Source organism: Xanthobacter aminoxidans, from assembly GCF_043193615.1.
In the GTDB taxonomy this organism is placed as follows: domain Bacteria; phylum Pseudomonadota; class Alphaproteobacteria; order Rhizobiales; family Xanthobacteraceae; genus Xanthobacter; species Xanthobacter aminoxidans.
Genome location: NZ_JBAFUS010000001.1, coordinates 1,068,976 through 1,086,917 on the forward strand (window position 1 = coordinate 1,068,976; position 17,942 = coordinate 1,086,917).

Annotated in this window: 16 protein-coding genes; 9 read left to right on the forward strand and 7 right to left on the reverse strand. The window is 67.6% G+C overall.

The features are described 5' to 3' along the window. Nucleotides 1-14: 14 nt before the first annotated feature. A complete protein-coding gene (locus V5F74_RS04860; protein WP_394007472.1) occupies nt 15-944 on the reverse strand; it encodes a glycine--tRNA ligase subunit alpha in 930 nt (309 codons plus the stop codon). 212 nt (nt 945-1,156) lie between these two features. Between V5F74_RS04860 and V5F74_RS04865 the strand changes: the two genes are divergently transcribed. Further along, entirely contained in the window at nt 1,157-1,576 is a 420-nt protein-coding gene (locus V5F74_RS04865; protein WP_394006576.1) for a hypothetical protein, read from the forward strand. Between the two features lie 69 nt (nt 1,577-1,645). On the opposite strand, the gene V5F74_RS04870 is transcribed toward V5F74_RS04865, so the two are convergent. After that, nucleotides 1,646-2,737 (reverse strand): TRAP transporter substrate-binding protein, encoded by a 1,092-nt coding sequence (locus V5F74_RS04870; RefSeq protein WP_029557616.1) that lies wholly within the window; start codon nt 2,735-2,737, stop codon nt 1,646-1,648. A 183-nt stretch (nt 2,738-2,920) separates the two neighbouring features. After that, nucleotides 2,921-4,078 carry an Mrp/NBP35 family ATP-binding protein gene (locus V5F74_RS04875; protein WP_250166767.1) on the reverse strand — a complete coding sequence of 386 codons (1,158 nt, stop codon included), beginning with the start codon at nt 4,076-4,078 and terminating at the stop codon, nt 2,921-2,923. Nucleotides 4,079-4,298: 220 nt separating this feature from the next. Between V5F74_RS04875 and V5F74_RS04880 the strand changes: the two genes are divergently transcribed. The 5 genes from V5F74_RS04880 (at nt 4,299) to V5F74_RS04900 (ending at nt 8,534) form a co-directional block, all read left to right on the forward strand. After that, nucleotides 4,299-4,661, forward strand: a complete 363-nt coding sequence (locus tag V5F74_RS04880) for an ArsR/SmtB family transcription factor (RefSeq protein WP_394006579.1) — start codon at nt 4,299-4,301, stop codon at nt 4,659-4,661. Then, nucleotides 4,658-5,389 carry an aquaporin gene (locus tag V5F74_RS04885; RefSeq protein ID WP_394006581.1) on the forward strand — a complete coding sequence of 244 codons (732 nt, stop codon included), beginning with the start codon at nt 4,658-4,660 and terminating at the stop codon, nt 5,387-5,389. The genes V5F74_RS04880 and V5F74_RS04885 overlap by 4 nt, the downstream gene beginning before the upstream one ends. Continuing rightward, entirely contained in the window at nt 5,386-5,799 is a 414-nt protein-coding gene (gene arsC, locus V5F74_RS04890) for an arsenate reductase (glutaredoxin) (protein ID WP_394006583.1), read from the forward strand. Before V5F74_RS04885 ends, arsC begins: the two co-directional genes overlap by 4 nt. A gap of 58 nt (nt 5,800-5,857) precedes the next feature. Then, a complete protein-coding gene (locus tag V5F74_RS04895; RefSeq protein WP_394006585.1) occupies nt 5,858-6,451 on the forward strand; it encodes a hypothetical protein in 594 nt (197 codons plus the stop codon). 220 nt (nt 6,452-6,671) lie between these two features. Then, on the forward strand, nt 6,672-8,534 hold the full coding sequence (locus tag V5F74_RS04900) for a TRAP transporter large permease (protein WP_394006587.1): 1,863 nt from the start codon (nt 6,672-6,674) through the stop codon (nt 8,532-8,534). A 134-nt stretch (nt 8,535-8,668) separates the two neighbouring features. Here the strand turns inward: V5F74_RS04900 and V5F74_RS04905 are convergent, their stop codons facing one another. Together V5F74_RS04905 and V5F74_RS04910 are read right to left on the reverse strand one after the other, a co-directional pair. Continuing rightward, complete coding sequence (locus V5F74_RS04905; protein ID WP_250166773.1) at nt 8,669-9,901, reverse strand: ABC transporter substrate-binding protein; 1,233 nt, start codon at nt 9,899-9,901, stop codon at nt 8,669-8,671. A gap of 47 nt (nt 9,902-9,948) precedes the next feature. Continuing rightward, nucleotides 9,949-11,232 carry a hydroxymethylglutaryl-CoA reductase, degradative gene (locus V5F74_RS04910; RefSeq protein WP_394006589.1) on the reverse strand — a complete coding sequence of 428 codons (1,284 nt, stop codon included), beginning with the start codon at nt 11,230-11,232 and terminating at the stop codon, nt 9,949-9,951. 224 nt (nt 11,233-11,456) lie between these two features. Between V5F74_RS04910 and V5F74_RS04915 the strand changes: the two genes are divergently transcribed. Further along, nucleotides 11,457-12,872, forward strand: a complete 1,416-nt coding sequence (locus V5F74_RS04915; RefSeq protein WP_394006591.1) for an aminotransferase-like domain-containing protein — start codon at nt 11,457-11,459, stop codon at nt 12,870-12,872. A 2-nt stretch (nt 12,873-12,874) separates the two neighbouring features. Here the strand turns inward: V5F74_RS04915 and V5F74_RS04920 are convergent, their stop codons facing one another. Together V5F74_RS04920 and V5F74_RS04925 are read right to left on the reverse strand one after the other, a co-directional pair. Continuing rightward, nucleotides 12,875-13,753: an amidohydrolase family protein gene (locus tag V5F74_RS04920; protein WP_394006593.1), complete on the reverse strand. Its 879-nt coding sequence runs from the start codon at nt 13,751-13,753 to the stop codon at nt 12,875-12,877. A 10-nt stretch (nt 13,754-13,763) separates the two neighbouring features. Next, a complete protein-coding gene (locus V5F74_RS04925; RefSeq protein ID WP_029557605.1) occupies nt 13,764-15,461 on the reverse strand; it encodes an IlvD/Edd family dehydratase in 1,698 nt (565 codons plus the stop codon). A gap of 203 nt (nt 15,462-15,664) precedes the next feature. Between V5F74_RS04925 and V5F74_RS04930 the strand changes: the two genes are divergently transcribed. Beyond that, nucleotides 15,665-16,978, forward strand: coding sequence for an ABC transporter substrate-binding protein (locus V5F74_RS04930; RefSeq protein ID WP_250166778.1), 1,314 nt, complete (start codon nt 15,665-15,667; stop codon nt 16,976-16,978). A gap of 3 nt (nt 16,979-16,981) precedes the next feature. Then, nucleotides 16,982-17,941 (forward strand): carbohydrate ABC transporter permease, encoded by a 960-nt coding sequence (locus V5F74_RS04935; RefSeq protein WP_394006596.1) that lies wholly within the window; start codon nt 16,982-16,984, stop codon nt 17,939-17,941. Nucleotide 17,942 lies beyond the last annotated feature (1 nt).

Sequence of the window (17,942 nt, forward strand, 5' to 3'; positions counted from 1 at the left end):
CTTACCGCTGACCCTCAGGCCGCGGCGCCGCCGCCCTCTGTCTTCAGCCATGCGGCGCCGCAGGCCTTGGCGAGTTCCCGCACCCGCAGAATGTAGCTCTGCCGCTCGGTGACGGAGATCACGCCGCGCGCGTCGAGCAGGTTGAAGACGTGGGAGGCCTTGATGCACTGGTCATAGGCCGGCAGGGCCATGTCGTGCTTTTCGCCCTTGTCGCCGAAGGCCAGATACTTGTGGCAGGCGGCCTCGGCCATGCGGAACTGCTCGAACAGCATGTCCGTGTCGGCGGCCTCGAAATTGTGCCGGGAATATTCCCGCTCGGCCTGAAGGAACACGTCGCCGTAGGTTGTCTTCTCGGCGCCCTCTCGGCCGTTGAAATTGAGGTCGTAGACGTTCTCCACGCCCTGCACATACATGGCGAGGCGCTCGAGGCCGTAGGTGAGCTCACCGGACACCGGCGCGCACTCGAAGCCCGCGACCTGCTGGAAATAGGTGAACTGCGACACCTCCATGCCGTCGCACCAGCATTCCCAGCCGAGGCCCCAGGCGCCCAGCGTCGGGCTCTCCCAGTCGTCTTCCACGAAGCGCACGTCGTGCAGCTTCAGGTCCACGCCGATGGCCGCCAGCGATTGCAGGTACAGCTCCTGCAGGTTCTCCGGCGAGGGCTTCAGGATGACCTGGAACTGGTAATAGTGCTGGAGCCGGTTGGGGTTCTCGCCATAGCGGCCGTCCTTGGGGCGGCGCGAGGGCTGCACATAGGCCGCCTTCCAGTGCTTCGGCCCCAGCGCGCGGAGCGTGGTCGCGGGGTGGAAGGTGCCGGCACCCACTTCCATGTCGTAGGGCTGGAGCACCACGCAGCCCTGGTCCGCCCAGAATCGCTGAAGGGTCAGGAGCAGCGCCTGGAACGAGCGGTCGGGGCGCATGTGGGCGGGAAGGCTCTCGTCGATCATTTCGGAACAGCTCGCAGCAACGTGACCCCGGCGCGCCCTCCCCGGCAGCGCGGGACAGGGGGCCTCAGGCGCGCGGACACTAGGCAGTGGCTGGGGCGATTGCAACGTGGGCGGGGCAACTTCGCTTTGGCCGGCTGAAAATCGGCACTGAACCGAAATGCGGTCTCCGCGGTTGTCCTGCCGTGCAGTCAATTGGAGGGAGACCCCGCATGAACATCGCAAAGTATGCCATTCCCGTCGCCGCCGCCCTCATCGCCATGACCGGCGCCGCCAGCGCCCAGTCCGGCACCGCGCCCGGCCAGAACCCCCAGCGCGGCCCCGCGCAGGAAGGCGGACGCACCCAGGCGACCCCCGGCCCCAGCGGCAGCGGCATGACCGCGCCCGGCCCCGGCGTGCCGTCCACCCCGCATTCCGGCATGTCCGCGGGCCAGGATACCCACAAGGGACCGGCGCAGGAGGCCGGCCGCACGCAGGCGACGCCCGGCGGCTCGTCCAGCGGCAACGCGCCGGCGATGGACACCACCGGCACGGTGACGCCGCGGTCCGGCACCACGCCGGGCCAGGACACGCACAAGGGTCCGGCGCAGGAAGGCGGCCGCACCCAGGCGACCCCCGGCGGCACGCGCTGAGCGTACTGAGCAAAGAAAAAGCCCCGGAGCCATGCTCCGGGGCTTTGACTTGACGCGCGGCGGCTTCGGTCAGCCGCGGCTGCGGGCGCGGACCATGAAGTCGTCGTAGGTGAACTCGACGATCTGCCACCACAGATAGGCGTTGTTGCGGAACGTCTTCATGTCCTCGTAGATCTTCTTGAAGTCCTCGTTCTTGCCGCCGATTTCCTCGTAAAGCTGCTGCGAGGCCTTGTAGGCGGCGTCCATCACGTCGCTGGGATAGCGGCGCAGCTGGGTGCCGGCCTTCACGAGGCTCTGCACCGACACCGGGTTCTTGGCGTCGTAGCTTGCGAGCATGCTCTCGTTGGCCTGCGCCATGGCGGCGGTGAGGATGGACTTGTAGTTCTTCGGCAGCTCGGCGAGCTTGTCCTGGTTGACGAAGAAGTTGAGGGCGGCGGAGCCCTCCCACCAGCCCGGGAAGTAGTAATACTGGGCGACCTTGTAGAGGCCGAGCTTCTCGTCGTCATACGGGCCGACCCACTCGGCCGCGTCGATGGTGCCCTTCTCCAGCGCGGGATAGATGTCGCCGCCGGCGAGCTGCTGCGGCACCACGCCGAGCTTGGCGAGCACCTGGCCGCCGATGCCGGCGATGCGCATCTTGAGGCCCTTGAGGTCCTCGACAGTCTTGATTTCCTTGCGGAACCAGCCGCCCATCTGGCCGCCGGTGTTGCCACCGGGGAACATCACGACGCCGTACTTCTTGTAGAATTCGTTGAGCAGGTTCATGCCGTTGCCGAACAGGAACCACGCGTTGATCTGGCGGGCATTGAGGCCGAACGGCACGGCGGTGCCGAGGCCGAAGGTCGGGTCCTTGCCCACGTAGTAATACGACGCCGAGTGGCACATCTCGACGGTCTTGTTGGTGGTGGCGTCGAGCGCCTGCAGGCCGGGGACGATTTCACCCGCCGCGAACACCTGGATCTGGAACTTGCCGTCGGTCGCGTCGGCCACCTGCTTCGCCATCAGCTCGGCGGCGCCGTAGATGGTGTCGAGGGACTTGGGGAAGGACGACGTGCAGCGCCACTTCACTTCCGGCGCCGTCTGGGCGATCGCCGGCATGGCCACGGCTGCGGAAGCGGCGACACCCGCGCTGGCGGCGGTGAGGAACTCACGGCGTTTCATGGAGAACTCCCTGGGGCTCTTTCACATCGCAGCGCCGCTTCTATGGGCGGGCCGTCGTACCGCTTTTAGAGCACGCGCCGTTCGGGCTCAACGCGGAGGAAGGTATGAATCGCCGCGCGCCGGGGAAAAAATGCCCCGGCGGCTCAAATTCGCGGCACCGGATCGACCGATGCCGTCGGTGCGTCACTCGATGACGATGCGCGGCGCCTGCCGGGTCTGGGCGGTGGCCTTGTCGAGGGCCGCCTTCACGCCGGTCGCCACATGCCGGTAGGCCGCCGCCTGCGGGCTGTCGGGATCGGAGATCAGGATCGGCAGGCCGGCATCCGACATCTCGCGGATGCGCATGTGCAGCGGGATTTCGCCGAGGAACGGCACGCCCAGCTTGTCCGCCTCCGCATGGGCGCCGCCGTGGCCGAAGATGTCGGACCGGCCGCCGCAATGCGGGCAGATGAAGTGGGACATGTTCTCCACAACGCCGAGGATCGGCACGTTCACCCGCTCGAACATGGCGACGCCGCGTCGCGCATCGATGAGCGCCAGATCCTGCGGGGTGGAGACGATGACGGCGCCGGCGAGGTTCACCTGCTGCGCCATGGTGAGCTGGGCATCGCCCGTGCCGGGGGGCATGTCCACCACCAGTACGTCGAGGGGACCCCACTTCACGTCCTTCAGCATCTGCGAGATGGCGGACATGACCATCGGCCCGCGCCAGATCATCGGCGTGTCTTCCTCCACGAGGAAGCCGATGGACATCAGCTGCAGGCCGAAATTCTCCAGCGGCAGCATGGTCTTGCCGTCCGCCGTGGTCTCCGGCTTCTGGGCGACGCCGGTGAGGCGCGGCACCGAGGGGCCGTAGATGTCGGCATCGAGCAGGCCGACCTTCAGGCCGAGATCCCGAAGCGCGATGGCGAGGTTGATGGAGGTGGTGGACTTGCCCACGCCGCCCTTGCCCGAAGCCACCGCGATGATGGAGGCGACGCCCGGCACGGCGATGCCGCGCGGCGCCGGCGCTCCTCCATGCGCACCGCCATGGGCATGGCCGTGGCCATGGCTATGCGCGGCCGGGGCTGCCGGCGCCTGCTTGCGCTCGGCGGTAAGGGTGACGAGGGCCGAGGCGACGCCCGGCAGCGCCTTCACCGCGTTTTCGGCGGCGATGCGCACATCCTCCCACGCCCGTGCCTGGGCCGGATCGATGTTGATGGAGAGATAGACCTTGCCCGACGTGACCACGACGCCGGACAAGGCCGGCGAGACGGAAAGCGCCACGCCTTCGGGCGTGCGCACCTTCGCGAGAGTGGAACGGACGGTGTCCTCGGAAAGCTCGGCCGTGTGGCTCATCATGTCACTCAACTCCCCGGCCGGGCGGCGCGCATCTGGGGCAGGCGCGGAGGCCGGGCTGGAATGATTTGAAATCATCTTCTGATTCGCACGAGAGGCGGCGGCTGCAAAGCCCGACATATGAGCGCTGCTTAAACGCTAGGCAGAGCTGACGCCGATCTCCCATGCGCATTCTTTTAATCCGGCTGTTGCGGCAGGGCTATATTTCCATTATTCACGAAATATGGAATTGAATCAGGCCGTCCCCGTCTTCTCCGCCCTCGCCCATGAAGGGCGCCTGAGTGCGCTGCGCCTTCTGGTCGAAGCAGGGCCGGAAGGGCTTGCGGCCGGGGAGATGGCGCGGCGGCTCGGCATTCCCCCGAATACGCTGTCGGCCAGCCTCTCCGTGCTCGCCCACGCCGGGCTTGTGACATCGCGCCGCGATGGCCGCTCCATCATCTATGCCGCTCAGTACGAGACGGTGAGCGATCTCATCGCCTTTCTCACCGACAAGTGCTGCGGGGGCCAGCCCGAGCTGTGCGCTCCGGCGGGGCCGGACGCCGGTGCGTGTGCCCCGAAGACCGCGCAGGAACGGCAGCCATCATGAACCAGATCAGCCCGCCCGCCGCCGCGCTCACGGAGGCCCGGCCCGTCGCGGCGTCTCCCGCCTTCGATCTGTCCCGGCGTCTCGCCGCCGAAACCCTCGGAACCGCGCTGCTGCTCGCCATTGTCATCGGCTCGGGCATCATGGGCGAGCGGCTGGCGGGCGGGAACACGGCGATCGCCCTGCTGGGCAACACGCTGGCCACCGGCGCGGGGCTCGTCGTGCTGATCGCCGCCTTCGGCCCGGTGTCCGGGGCACACTTCAATCCGGCGGTGACGCTGGTGTTCGCGCTGCGGCGGGAGATCGGCTGGCCCACGGCCGGCGCCTATGTGGCCGCCCAGCTTGCCGGGGCCGTCGCGGGCGTCCTCGCCGCCCACGCCATGTTCGCCGAGCCCATGGTGCAGATTTCCGGCAAGCTCCGGGACGGCCCGGCACAGGGCTTTTCGGAGGCGGTGGCGACCTTCGGCCTCGTGACGGCGATCCTCGCCACCGTGCGCGTGCGCCCGCAGATGGTGCCGGCCGTGGTCGGCCTCTACATCACCTCGGCCTACTGGTTCACGGCCTCCACCTCGTTCGCCAACCCTGCTGTGACGCTGGCGCGGAGCCTCAGCGATACCTTCGCCGGCATCGCGCCCCAGTCCGTTCCCCTGTTCCTGCTCGCCCAATCGGCGGGCGCCCTCGCCGCCGCAGTCCTGTGCGGCTGGCTTTTCCGCGAGAGATCCCGCCCATGAGCGATTTTCCCGTCACCATCTTCCACAACCCGCGCTGCGGCACGTCGCGCAACACCCTGGCGATGATCCGCGCCTCCGGCGTGGAGCCCACCGTGGTCGAGTATCTGAAGACCGGATGGACCAAGGCGCAGCTCACGGACCTCGCCGCCGCCACCGGCGCGCCCCTGCGCGATCTCCTGCGCGCCAAGGAGCCGCTCGTCGCCGAGCTGAAGCTGGCCGAGCCGGGCGTGACGGATGCGCATTTGCTCGACGCCATGGTCGAGCATCCCATCCTGGTGAACCGGCCCATCGTGGTGACGCCCAAGGGCACCCGCCTGTGCCGGCCTTCGGAGGTCGTGCTCGACCTGCTGGAGACGCCGCCGGAGAGCTTCACCAAGGAGGACGGCGAGGTGGTGACGACCGGTCACTAGGAAGACGGCGGGGCGGGCCGCGACTGGTACGGGAAATGCTTCGCTCAGGTCCCTTGTCGTGAACCCGCCCAAGATCGTCACGCCGACCATGACCGTCACGCCCGCCCATGAAATTCCCCTCGGCATCCGCCGGAAGGCCATCGCGGTTCACGAGGCCGGACACGCTTTGGTGGCCATCCTGCTCAAGCGGGACGTGACCGAAGCGCTGCTGCGTCCGCCGGACGGATTGAGCGGGGAAACGCGGTTCGCCCATGGGGAAAGCGCCCCGCTCGACCTCTCGCAGGAAGCCGATCGGCGCCGGGCGGCCGACGCCATCGTCGTGCTCATGGCCGGGCAGGTCGCGGAGGCGGAATACTGGCGGCGGCACGCCTCGCTCTATTCGCCGAAGGTGAATTCCCATCGCAGCGACGCTGCGGAAGTCCTCACGCTCAAGTCCGGCCTCGCCCTCGGCCCGGAGCAGGATGCGCTGTTCACCGGCTACTGCATCGAGAAGGCGAAGAAGCTGGTGCTTGAGGATGCCGCCCAGGCGGCCATCCAGGAAATCGCCATGCGGCTGTCCGAAACCATGTCGATCCTGCGGACGGAGATGGACGAGATCATCACCCGCCACCGGGTGGAGCTGCGGCAGCCGTCGAGAGCGCACCGCTACTGACCCGAGGCGCAGGGTCAGAACCCCTTGATGCGCTGCACAAATCGCCCCGACCCGATGGTGCGGCGCGTCCGAAAGCGAAAATGCCGTGGGCAAGCCCCGCGCGGCGGGCCTGATCGCGCCCCATCGGTTGCCTTTCCCCTTGAGCCCGGAGCGAGTTTCGCAGACCGTTCAGCGCGCCAGCGAGTCGACGCGCTGGCCTGCATCAGGGCAAGAGGTCTCCATGTCACTACACACCCATGACCCTTCGGACGTGATCGGACGCGCCTGGGCGGTCAAGGCCAGCGCCGTCCTCGGATGGCTGACGGAGATCCCCGCCGCAGTGCTGGTGGTGGCCGAAATCCTCGTGCTGCTGGCGGGCGTCATCTTCCGCTATGCCCTGCACAAGCCGCTCATCTGGTCGGATGAGCTGGCCTCCATGCTCTTTCTCTGGCTGTCCCTGTTCGGCTCGGTGATCGCGCTCAATCGCGGCGAGCACATGCGCATGACGGCCATCGTCGGCATGATGAAGCCGCGCGCCCGCGCCTTCTTCGACATGATCGCCATCGCCGCCGCCGTGGCCTTCCTGCTGATGATCCTCCATCCGGCCATCGAATATGCGCAGGAGGAAGCCTATGTGGTGATGCCGGCGTTGGAGATCCCCAACACCTGGCGCGCCGCCGCCATTCCGGTGGGCACGGCGCTGATGCTGATGGTGGGGCTGCTGAAGCTCGCCCAGCACGCCACCGGCCGCGACGCGGTCATCGCCATCCTCGTGGTCGCCGCCATCGTCGGCGGCTTCTATGCGCTCGGCCCGGTGTTCCGGACGCTGGGCAACTACAACCTCTTGATCTTCTTCCTGTTCGGCGTGGGCGTGATGGTGCTGATGGCGGTGCCCATCGCCTTCTCCTTCGGCCTTGCCACCTTCGCCTACATCTCGCTCGCCACCCACACGCCGAGCATGGTGGTGATCGGCCGCTTCGACGAGGGCATGGGCCACCTGATCCTGCTCGCCGTGCCGCTTTTCGTGTTCCTCGGCCAGCTCATCGAGATGACCGGCATGGCGAAGGCGATGGTCGCCTTCCTCGCCAGCCTGCTCGGCCATGTGCGCGGCGGCCTGCATTATGTGCTGGTGGGCGCCATGTATCTCGTCTCCGGCATCTCCGGCTCGAAGGCGGCGGACATGGCGGCCGTCGCCCCGGTGCTGTTTCCGGAGATGACCAAGCGCGGCGCCAAGCCTGGCGACCTCGTGGCGCTGCTGTCGGCCACCGGCGCGCAGACCGAGACGATCCCGCCCTCCATCGTGCTCATCACCATCGGCTCGGTCACGGGCGTGTCCATCGCCGCCTTGTTCACCGGCGGCCTGCTGCCGGCGCTGGTGCTCGCCATCGCCTTGTGCTCGGTGGTGTGGTGGCGCTATCGCCACGAGGATCTGAGCGGCGTCACCAAGGCGAGCTGGGGCGAGGTCGGGCGCGCCTTCATCATCTCCGTGCCGGCCATCGCCTTGCCGTTCGTCATCCGCGCGGCGGTGATCGAGGGCGTCGCCACCGCCACCGAGGTGTCCACCATCGGCATCGTCTATTCGGTGGTGGCGGGCCTGCTCATCTATCGCCGGTTCGATTTCCGCCGCCTGTTCCCCATGCTGGTGGATACGGCGGCGCTCTCCGGCGCCATCCTGTTCATCATCGGCGCCGCCACCGGCATGGCCTGGGCGCTCACCCAGTCCGGCTTTTCCAACGCCTTGGCCGAGGCCATGCGCGCCCTGCCGGGCGGGTCGGCGAGCTTCCTCGCGGTGTCCATCGTCGCCTTCGTGGTGCTGGGCTCGGTGCTGGAGGGCATCCCCGCCATCGTGCTGTTCGGCCCCCTGCTCTTCCCCATCGCCAAGCAGGTGGGGGTGAACGAGGTGCACTATTCCATGGTGGTCATCCTCGCCATGGGCATGGGCCTGTTCGCGCCGCCCTTCGGCGTCGGCTATTACGCCGCCTGCGCCATCAGCCGCATCAGCCCGGACGCGGGCATGAAGCCCATCGTGGGCTACATGATCGCGCTGCTCATCGGCCTCATCATCGTCGCCGCCGTGCCGTGGATCTCCACCGGCTTCCTGTGACCAGACGGGCTGAGCCACCAACACCCCAAACGCAAACCGGCCGGATCGCAGGGCGATCCGGCCGGTTTTTCATGAGAGGCTAGAGCACGCGCCGATCAGATTGATTCAATTTGATCGGATCGCACTCTAGGACGTCAGCCCTTCACCATCGGGCACTTGCCATCGGCCATGGGGCGGAAGGCGTCCTTGGCGGGGATGGTCTCGACGAGGTTGTAATAATCCCACGGCCCCTTGGACTGGTCCGGCGTCTTCACCTGGAACAGGTACATGTTGTGGATGTGCCGGCCGTCGGCACGCACCTCGCCCTTGCCGAACAGCGGATCGTCGGAGGGCATCTCCTTCATCTTCGCCACCACCTTCTGGCCCTCGGTGGTGTTGGCCGCAGCGGCGGCGCGCAGATAATGGAGCGCGCCGGAATAGACGCCCGCCTGGTTGGCAGTCGGGCGACGGCCGTTCATCTGCGCCGCGAAGCGGTCGGCATAAGCGCGGGTGCCGTCATTCATGTTCCAGTAGAAGCCTTCGGTGAGGAACAGGCCCTTGGCCACCGGAAGCCCGAGAGAATGCACGTCGGTGACCTGCATCAGCAGCGCGGCGAGGCTCTGCTTCTGGGTGAGGCCGAACTCGGCCGCCGCCTTCACCGAGTTGATGGTGTCGCCCACCGCATTGGCGAGGGCCACCACCTGCGCGCCGCTGGCCTGCGCCTGCAGGATGAAGGAGGAGAAGTCCGACGCATTCGGCGGATGGCGGACGGAGCCGAGCACCTTGCCGTCGGGCGACGCCTTCACCACGGCCATGGCATCGGCCTCCAGCGCGTGGCCGAAGGCGTAGTCAGCCGTCACGAAGAACCAGGTGTCCTTCTTCGCCTTCAAGAGCGCAGCGGCCGTGCCGTGGGCGAGCGCCCAGGTATCGTAGGTCCAGTGGACGGTGTTGGGCGAGCACTTCTCGCCGGTGAGCAGCGCCGTGCCGGGGCCGGAGGCGATGAACGCGACGTTGGTGCCGCGCACCACCTCCTGCACCGCCAGCGCCACCGAGGAGAAGGGCACGTCGAGAATGGCATCCACGGTGCCGTCCGCCACCCACTTGCGGGCGGCGGCGGAGCCGACATCCGGCTTGTTCTGGTGATCGAGGGAGATCACCTCCACCTCGATGCCGGGATGCGCCTTCTTGAAATCTTCCGCGGCCAGGCGAGCCGACACGACGGAGCCGGTGCCGGTGGAATCGGCGCCGTTTCCGTTCAGGTCGGTGAGCACGCCGAGGCGGATCTTGTTGCCGGGGATTTCCGCGCGGGCGGGCGTCGGCGCGGCGAAGTGCGCCGCGGCGAGGAATGCGGCGCCCGCGACGAGCGCGAGCCGGGTTTTCCTGAGCATAGTTTTCTCCCTGTGTGTTCTTCTGGCTGTTCTTGAAACCCGCGCGGTCAGTTGCCGCGCACCTCTTCGAGCACCTTCTGCGCCACGTCCATGCGCACGCTGGCCCGCTCCACGAGCAGGCGGGCCACGCGGTCGATCTCCTCGCCCACGGCCCCCGCCATCATGGCGATGTTCTGGGCATGAAGGGCCATGTGACCCTTCTGGATGCCGGTGGTGGCCAGCGCCTTCAGCGCCGAGAAATTCTGCGCCAGTCCCACCGCCGCGATGATGCGGGCCAGCCGCTCGGCGGTGGTGACGCCGAGGATGGCGAGGCACGCGCGTGCCGTGGGATGCACCTTTGTGGCGCCGCCGATGAGCCCCACCGCCAGCGGCAACTCGATGGAGGCGGAAAGGTTGCCGTCCTTGTCCACCTCATAGGTGGTGAGCGATGAATAGCGGCCCGAGCGGGCGGCGTAGGCATGGGCGCCGGCCTCCACCGCGCGGGTGTCGTTGCCGGTGGCGAGCACCACGGCGGAGATGCCGTTCATGATGCCCTTGTTGTGGGTGGCGGCGCGATAGGGGTCGGCGGCGGCGAACTCATAGGCGGAAACGATGCCGTCGCGCACCGCCTCGCCGCCGATGTCGGCCGCCTTCCACACCGCCCGGGCGCGGGCGAGGCGACGGTCGGCGAGATTGGAGAGGATGCGCAGATAGACCCGCCCGCCGCTCCACGCCGCGATGGACGGCGCGAGCTTCTCCGCCATGGTGTTCACCGCATTGGCGCCCATGGCATCGCGGGTATCCACGATGAGATGGGTGACGACCATGGTGCCCGACGGCGTGTCCAGCAGGCGCACCTCAAGATCGCGGAAGCCGCCGCCCAGCGACACCAGCACCGGGTCGCAGGCATCGCACGCGGCCTTGATCTCGTCGCGCTTCTCCAGGATGCGGATGCGCGCGCCGGCCGGGTCCGCCACGTCCACCGCCTGCACCTGCGCGATCATCAGATTGCCGGAGACCGAGGTGAAGAAGCCCGTTTCGTAAACCTGCTTCGCCGCATTGCAGACGGCGGCGACCACGGAGGATTCCTCCGTCGCCATGGGGACCAGCACGTCCTCGCCATCGATCTTCATGTTGGTGGCGACGCCCACTGGAATGTTCATGGTGCCGATGACGTTCTCGATCAGCTTGTCGGCGAGCATCGGATCGAGATTGCCCATGTTGGCGAGGTGCGCGACCTGCGCCTCGTCCAGCCCGGCGAAACCGGCGACGAGATCGAGCCGGTCGCGCGGGCTCAGCTTGTGGAAGCCGGCAATGCGGGAGGAGCGGTTGGAGCCGGCGGCGCTGGTCATCTTGGGGCCTTCCTGTGGTCGCGCGACATCGCCGGGTGGCGGACGCGAGGCAGGCGCGAAGGCAAGCCCGCCGCACCCTTTTCGGGTGGCGCGGTTCCGGCGTTCCGTCCCTGTCTCTTGTCGGCCGCGCGTGGCGTGCCTGTTGGGGCGGACTTTCCGCTGAGGCGAGGGGTACGGCAAGGAACACTTTGCGTTGGAAACGATGCAGCCGTACCCTTCATTTCATGGGTACGGTCGAGCAACTTCTTGAGGACGACGAAAGCCTGACGCGGGTGGACGCGGTAGTCCGCCTCCTGTCGCGCCGCATCGATGCCGGCCAGTTGCGGCCGGGGGAGAAGCTCCCCTCCATCCGCGCCGCCTTCGCGGCCTATGGCGTCTCGCGCAACACGCTGGTGGAAGCCTATGAGCGGCTCGCCGCCTCCGGCCGGATCGAGGCGCGGCCGGGCTCCGGCTTCTATGTGATGCGGACCCGCGCCGCCCCGGTGCGTCCGCCCGCCCCGCCCGCCGTCATCGAGGCGGTGGACAGCGTGTGGCTGCTGCGCGAGCAGCTGGAGCAGCATTACGACGTGCGCGTGGGCGACGGCCGCCCGCCCCCGTCCTGGATGGAAGGCTCGGAGGTGGGGCGCTATCTCAAGCCCATCAACCGCCCCGGCCGCCGCCCCTTTCCGGCGAGCTATGGCAGCCCCTTCGGCTTCCCCCTGTTGCGCGAGGCCATCGCCGCCCTCCTCGCCGAGCGGGCCATCGCCGCCGATCCCGCGCGGGTGCTGCTGACGCAGGGCGCCAATCACGCGCTGGACCTGATCGTGCGCATGCTGGTGGAGCCGGGCGATACGGTGCTGGTGGATTCGCCCGGCTATTATCCCCTCTTCGGCAAGCTGCGCCTCGCCAAGGCGCGCACGCTGGGCGTCCGCCGCACGCCCGAGGGGCCAGACGTAGCGGACCTCGCCGAGAAGGCGGCGCAATCGGGCGCCAAGCTGTTCTTCACCCAGTCGCTGGCTCACAACCCCACCGGCTCGTCCCTGACGCCGGCGGTGGCCTACCGGCTGTTGCAGGTGGCCACCCGCTATGGCCTGCTGGTGGTGGAGAGCGACCCGTTCGCGGACATCCTGCCCGCCTCCCACCCGCGCCTCGCCTCGCTGGACCAGTTGGAGCGGGTGATCCATGTGGGTACCTTCGCAAAGACCCTCTCGGCAAGCCTGCGCTGCGGCTATGTGGTGGCCTCCGCCGATCTCATCGAGCGGCTGGGGGCGCTCAAGATGGTGACGAGCGTGAACTCCTCCGGCTATGTGGAGCGCATCGTCCACGATCTCATCACGTCCGGCCAATATCGCCGCCACCTCAAGCGGCTGCGCGGCCGCGTCTCGGCGGCGACCGATCAGGCGCAGGCGACGCTGGGCCGCCTCGGCCTGCCCATCTTCGGCCCACCGGGCGGCGGCTTCTATCTCTGGTGCGAACTGCCCGACGGGCTAGACGACAGCGCCCTCTCCCGCCGCGCCGCCGAGCGCGGCATCCTGCTGGCACCGGGCGCGGTGTTCCATCCCGACGCGGAGCCGCGCCGGCCATCGCTGCGGATAAACGTGGCCTATGCGGACGACCCGCGCTTCGAGAAATTCATGGGCGAAATCCTCGCCGGGGCCTGATCTCAATCGAAGCCGTAGAGCGCGGATGGATTGTCGATGAAGATGCGGAGGCGGGTGTCCGCATCGGCGCGGTCGAGGCCGAGCAGAAGGGCGGGGTCGAGGTCGTCGGGCATGCCCTCGAACAGCTCCGTGTGCGGCCAATCGCTGGCCCAGAGCAGCCGGTCGGTGCGACAGGCGAGGAGTGCCGCCACATAAGGCGCGAGCGCGCCGTAGCCGTTCGGCCCCCGGCGACACAGGCGGTAGGGCGCGGAAAGCTTCACCCAGAGATTGCCTTCGGCAACAAGCTCCATCACCTCGCCGAAGGGGCCGCCCTCCAGCGGCAGGCCGGGGGCGAGGAAGCCCATGTGGTCCAGCACCACCGGCACCGGGCAGGCGCGCACGATGGGCGCGAGGCTGAAGCCTTCGCCGATGACCGCCTGAAGCTGGATATGCCAGCCGAACGCCCCGATCCGCGCGGCGAGGCGCGCCAGATCTGCAAGGGAAAGCCCGCCGGGATTGCGCCGGTTGATGCGGATGCCGCGCACGCCCGACGCATGGAGCGCGGCGAGTTCAGTATCGCTCACCTCCGGCGCCACCACGACCACCCCGCGCAGACGCTTCGGATCACGCCGCAGCGTGTCGAGCAGGGCCGAATTGTCCGTGCCGTAGACGCTCGGCTGCACCAGCACGGCGCGATCGATGCCCAGCGCCGTCATCACCGGCCGGTAGGTGTCGAACGTCACCGGCTGCGGCGTGTAGTTGCGCCCGGCGACCAGCGGATAGTGCTCGGGCGGGCCAAACACGTGCATGTGCGTGTCGCACGTGCCGGGCGGCAGCACGCGCGCGGCCGACGCCTCCGTGAAGGGGCGCGGCGGCAGGCAGAGCGGGGCGTCGGCACTCATGCGCTCCCCCTCAGCGCGGGACCATGAAGTCGAAATCGCAGCCCTCGTCGGCCTGCAGCACGGTCTGCTGGAACAGCCGGGCATAGCCGCGCTCCGGCAGCGGCCGTTCGGGCACGTCCGCGAGGATGGCGCGGCGGCGGGCGAGTTCGTCTTCCGCCACCAGAAGGTCGATGCGCCGGCCTTCCACGTCGAGGCGGATCATGTCGCCGCTCTCAACCAGCGCCAGCGGCCCGCCCACCGCCGATTCCGGCGTGATGTGCAGCACGATGGTGCCGAAGGCCGTACCGCTCATGCGGGCATCGGAGATGCGCACCATGTCCTTCACCCCCTGCCGTCCGAGCTTTTTCGGAATGGGCAGATAGCCCGCCTCGGGCATGCCCGGCGCGCCCTTGGGGCCGGTGTTGCGCAGCACCAGCACGTCGTCGGCGGTGACGTCGAGGTCGGGATCATCGATGCGCGCGGCCATGTCGGCCACAGAATCGAACACCACCGCCCGGCCGGTGTGCTGCAACAGCCGATCGCTTGCGGCCGCCTGCTTGAGCACGGCGCCGCCTGGCGCGAGATTGCCGCGCAGCACCACCATGGAGCCCTGCGCCTTGATGGGATGGGAGCGCGGCCGGATGACATCCTGCCCGGGCACCTCCTCGGCGTTCGCGACCACCTCGCGCAGGGTGCCGCCGCCCACGGTGGGCGCATCGAGGTCGACGAGATCACCGAGCTGCTTCAGCAGCTTGGGCACGCCACCGGCGTGGTGGAAATGCTCCATGTAGTGCGCGCCGGAGGGCTTCAGATCCACCAGCACCGGCACGTCGCGGCCGATGGCATCCAGCGTCTCCAGCTCCAGCCGCACGCCGGCGCGGTTGGCGATGGCGGTGAGGTGGATGATGCCGTTGGTTGAGCCGCCGATGGCCTGCATCACCACCAGCGCATTGTGGAAGGCTGCCGGGGTGAGCAGCGCGCTCGGCTTCGGACCACCCTCCACCGCGAGCCGCGCGGCGACCTTGCCGCTCTGTTCCGCCAGCCGCACCCGCTCGGCATGGGGCGCGGGGATGGATGCGCTCATGGGTAAAGAGAGGCCGAGCGTCTCGGTGATGCAGGCCATAGTCGAGGCGGTGCCCATGACCATGCAGGTGCCCACGGACGGCGCGAGACGACCGTTCACCGTATCGATCTCGACCTCGTCGATCTCGCCGGCGCGGTGCGCGCTCCACAGCCGCCGGCAATCGGTGCAGGCGCCCAGCACCTCGCCGCGATGATGGCCCACCACCATGGGGCCCACCGGGACCACCACGGTGGGCAGGTCCACGCTCGCCGCGGCCATGATCTGCGCCGGCAGGGTCTTGTCGCAGCCGCCGATCACCACCACCGCGTCCATGGGCTGGGCGCGGATCATCTCCTCCGTGTCCATGGCCATCAGATTGCGCAGGAACATGGAGGTGGGATGGGCGAAGCTCTCGTGGATGGAGATGGTGGGAAACACCATGGGCATGGCCCCGGCCAGCATCACGCCGCGCTTCACCGCCTCGATGAGCTGGGGCGCGTTGCCGTGGCAGGGGTTGTAATCGCTGTAGGTGTTGGTGATGCCGACGATGGGCCGGTCCAGCGCGTCGTCCGAATAGCCCATGGCCTTGATGAAGGCCTTTCGCAGGAACAGCGCGAACCCGTCGTCGCCGTAGCTCGTCAATCCTTTTCGCAATCCCCGCGCCATCCTCGCCTTCCCCGTGCCGATCATCGCCGACCTGAAGGCGGAGAATTTCCCCACCTGATCTGATTGTCAATAATAGATGCCCACAAACGCGACATAAGACGAAAAATGCGCCGTCATTCGGAATCATTATTGACAATAATCCAACCTCCGCCCAGTCTCCCCGCAAACCCCGGGCATAACGGGACTAAGCGGGAGGAACGCGGATGACGAGCATTCGAGGCGTTGGAAAAGCTTCGGGGTGGGGATTGGGGCGAGGCCTGTGCGCGGCGGTTGCCGTTGCCGCGGCGATGGGCGGGGGCCACGCCTTCGCGCAGACCGAAATCACCATGTGGAGCAACTGGCCAGACGAGCCCGCCAAGAAGGAATGGGTGACGGCCCGGGTGAAGGACTTCGAGGCCGCCAACAAGCAGTGCACGGTGAAGCTCAGCTTCATCCCGAAGGCCGACATCTACACCCAGGCGAAGTCCGCCGTGCGCACCGGGCAGGCGCCCGACATCTTCTACATGGAGCCCGACCAGCCGGAATTCCTCGCCGGCGGCTTCCTTGAGCCCCTCGACGGCTACATCGACCTCAACGGCCTCGAAGACTGGGCCAAGCCCGCCTGGACCTCCAAGGGCAAGGTCTATGGCGTGCCGGTGGAGGCCTATACGGTCGAGCTCTACTACAACAAGGATCTGGTGAAGAAGGTGGGCGTGGACGTGCCGGCCTCCTTCCAGCTCACGCAGGCGCAGTTCACCGATCTGGTGAAGAAGGGCGTCGCCGCCGGCATCACGCCGGTGTCGCAGGGCGTGGGCGACCGCCCCTTCCCCGGCGGCCAGCTGCTGTTTGAATCGCTGCTGCGCAAGCTCGGCCCGGACGACTACAAGAAGCTTCTGAACGGCGAACTGTCGTTCAAGGATCCGCGCGTGCAGGAGGTGATGACCTGGGTGAAGGAGCTGGTGGATGCCGGCGCCTATCCCAAGAGCTTCTCGACGCTGAAGCTCGGCGAGTCCCACTTTTACTTCTACAATTCTCCTGGCTCCCTCACCTTCCCCGACCCCAGCTGGTTCACCGGCCGCGCCTTCGCCGCGCCGGAGAAGGGCGGCATGCCGGCGAACTTCCCGCTCGGCATCATGAAGTTCCCGGCCATGGACAAGGGCGCCTGCCCGAACTGCAAGACGCTGGCGGTGGCCGGCAGCTTCGTCATGTATTCCAAGGGCAAGAACAAGGATTGCGCCGGCGCGCTACTCAAATCCATGGCCAATGCCGAGAATGGCACCAAGTGGATCAGCGAGGTGTCGCTGCAGAGCGGGCTCAAGTCCGATCCGGCAAAGATCGTCAGCCCGCACAAGGCCTATTTCGACGAGCTGAACGCCCGCAACAAGGACGTGACCTACTTCTTCGGCACGCCCCTGCTCTACTACCGGGCCAAGTGCGCCGAGACCTATATCCAGGTCATGAACAACGCCTTCCCCGCCGGCCTCATCAGCGTTGCGGATGCGGCGGAGAAGATGGACGCCGCCTGCCTGAAGAAGTGAGCGATGCCCGACGCCATTTCCCTTCGAACCGCGGCCAAGAGCGGGGAGGCGAAAGCCTCCTCGCGGGCCACCCTCGCCGACCCCAGGCGCGCCACGCGGCTGGTCCTCGCCATCTTTCTCGGGCCGGCTTTGCTGGTCTATTGCGGGCTCACGGCCTATCCGGCCTTCCGCACCATCTTTGACAGCTTCTTCACCATCGAGGGCATGGACGCGACCTTCGTGGGCTTCGCCAACTATCGCGAGCTGATGGGCGACGAGACCTTCTGGGTCGCCGTGCGCAACACCTTCATCTGGTCCTTCGTCGCCCCCGTCATCGATGTCGCCACCGGCCTCCTGCTCGCCCTCGCGCTCTATGCCGGCGTGCCGTTCGCGCGCTTCCTGCGCGTCGCCTGGTTCACGCCGGTGCTGCTCTCCTACGTGGTCGTCGCGATCCTGTGGATGTGGATCTACAATTACGACTGGGGCGTGCTGAACGTGATGCTGCGGGCCGTGGGCCTCGGCGATCTCGCCTCATCCTGGCTCGGCGATCCCAATCTCGCCCTCGCCGCTGTCATCGTCACCCATGCGTGGAAGTGGGCGGGCTTCAACATGGTGGTGTGCCTCGCCGCCATCCACTCTTTGCCCAAGGAAGTATTGGAAGCCTCCGACCTCGACAATTGCGGCTGGGGCGCCAAGCTGCGCTACATCATCATCCCCATGCTGCGGCCGACGCTGCTGTCGCTCTACATCCTGTCGTTCATCGGCAAGATGAAGGTGTTCGACCTCGTCTGGATCATGACCCAGGGCGGGCCTTTGTGGGCGACGGAGACGGTCTCCACCTACGTCTACAAGCGCGCCTTCAACTGGAACACTTTCGACCTCGGCTATCCCTCCGCCATCGCCACCGTGTGGTTCCTGGTGGTGTGCGCCGCGGTCATCATCCTCAACCGCGTGCTCGGCTCGCGCGAGCGGCTGGAGTATTGAG

What these genes read in the sequence shown, in the direction of transcription:
- V5F74_RS04885 (WP_394006581.1), top strand. Translation starts at nt 4,658, where the DNA reads ATGAACCAGATCAGCCCGCCCGCCGCCGCGCTCACGGAGGCCCGGCCC.
- V5F74_RS04915 (WP_394006591.1), top strand. Translation starts at nt 11,457, where the DNA reads ATGGGTACGGTCGAGCAACTTCTTGAGGACGACGAAAGCCTGACGCGG.
- V5F74_RS04920 (WP_394006593.1), bottom strand. Translation starts at nt 13,753, where the DNA reads ATGAGTGCCGACGCCCCGCTCTGCCTGCCGCCGCGCCCCTTCACGGAG.
- V5F74_RS04880 (WP_394006579.1), top strand. Translation starts at nt 4,299, where the DNA reads ATGGAATTGAATCAGGCCGTCCCCGTCTTCTCCGCCCTCGCCCATGAA.
- V5F74_RS04865 (WP_394006576.1), top strand. Translation starts at nt 1,157, where the DNA reads ATGAACATCGCAAAGTATGCCATTCCCGTCGCCGCCGCCCTCATCGCC.
- V5F74_RS04925 (WP_029557605.1), bottom strand. Translation starts at nt 15,461, where the DNA reads ATGGCGCGGGGATTGCGAAAAGGATTGACGAGCTACGGCGACGACGGG.
- V5F74_RS04930 (WP_250166778.1), top strand. Translation starts at nt 15,665, where the DNA reads ATGACGAGCATTCGAGGCGTTGGAAAAGCTTCGGGGTGGGGATTGGGG.
- V5F74_RS04905 (WP_250166773.1), bottom strand. Translation starts at nt 9,901, where the DNA reads ATGCTCAGGAAAACCCGGCTCGCGCTCGTCGCGGGCGCCGCATTCCTC.
- V5F74_RS04935 (WP_394006596.1), top strand. Translation starts at nt 16,982, where the DNA reads ATGCCCGACGCCATTTCCCTTCGAACCGCGGCCAAGAGCGGGGAGGCG.
- arsC (WP_394006583.1), top strand. Translation starts at nt 5,386, where the DNA reads ATGAGCGATTTTCCCGTCACCATCTTCCACAACCCGCGCTGCGGCACG.
- V5F74_RS04910 (WP_394006589.1), bottom strand. Translation starts at nt 11,232, where the DNA reads ATGACCAGCGCCGCCGGCTCCAACCGCTCCTCCCGCATTGCCGGCTTC.
- V5F74_RS04870 (WP_029557616.1), bottom strand. Translation starts at nt 2,737, where the DNA reads ATGAAACGCCGTGAGTTCCTCACCGCCGCCAGCGCGGGTGTCGCCGCT.
- V5F74_RS04900 (WP_394006587.1), top strand. Translation starts at nt 6,672, where the DNA reads ATGTCACTACACACCCATGACCCTTCGGACGTGATCGGACGCGCCTGG.
- V5F74_RS04875 (WP_250166767.1), bottom strand. Translation starts at nt 4,078, where the DNA reads ATGATGAGCCACACGGCCGAGCTTTCCGAGGACACCGTCCGTTCCACT.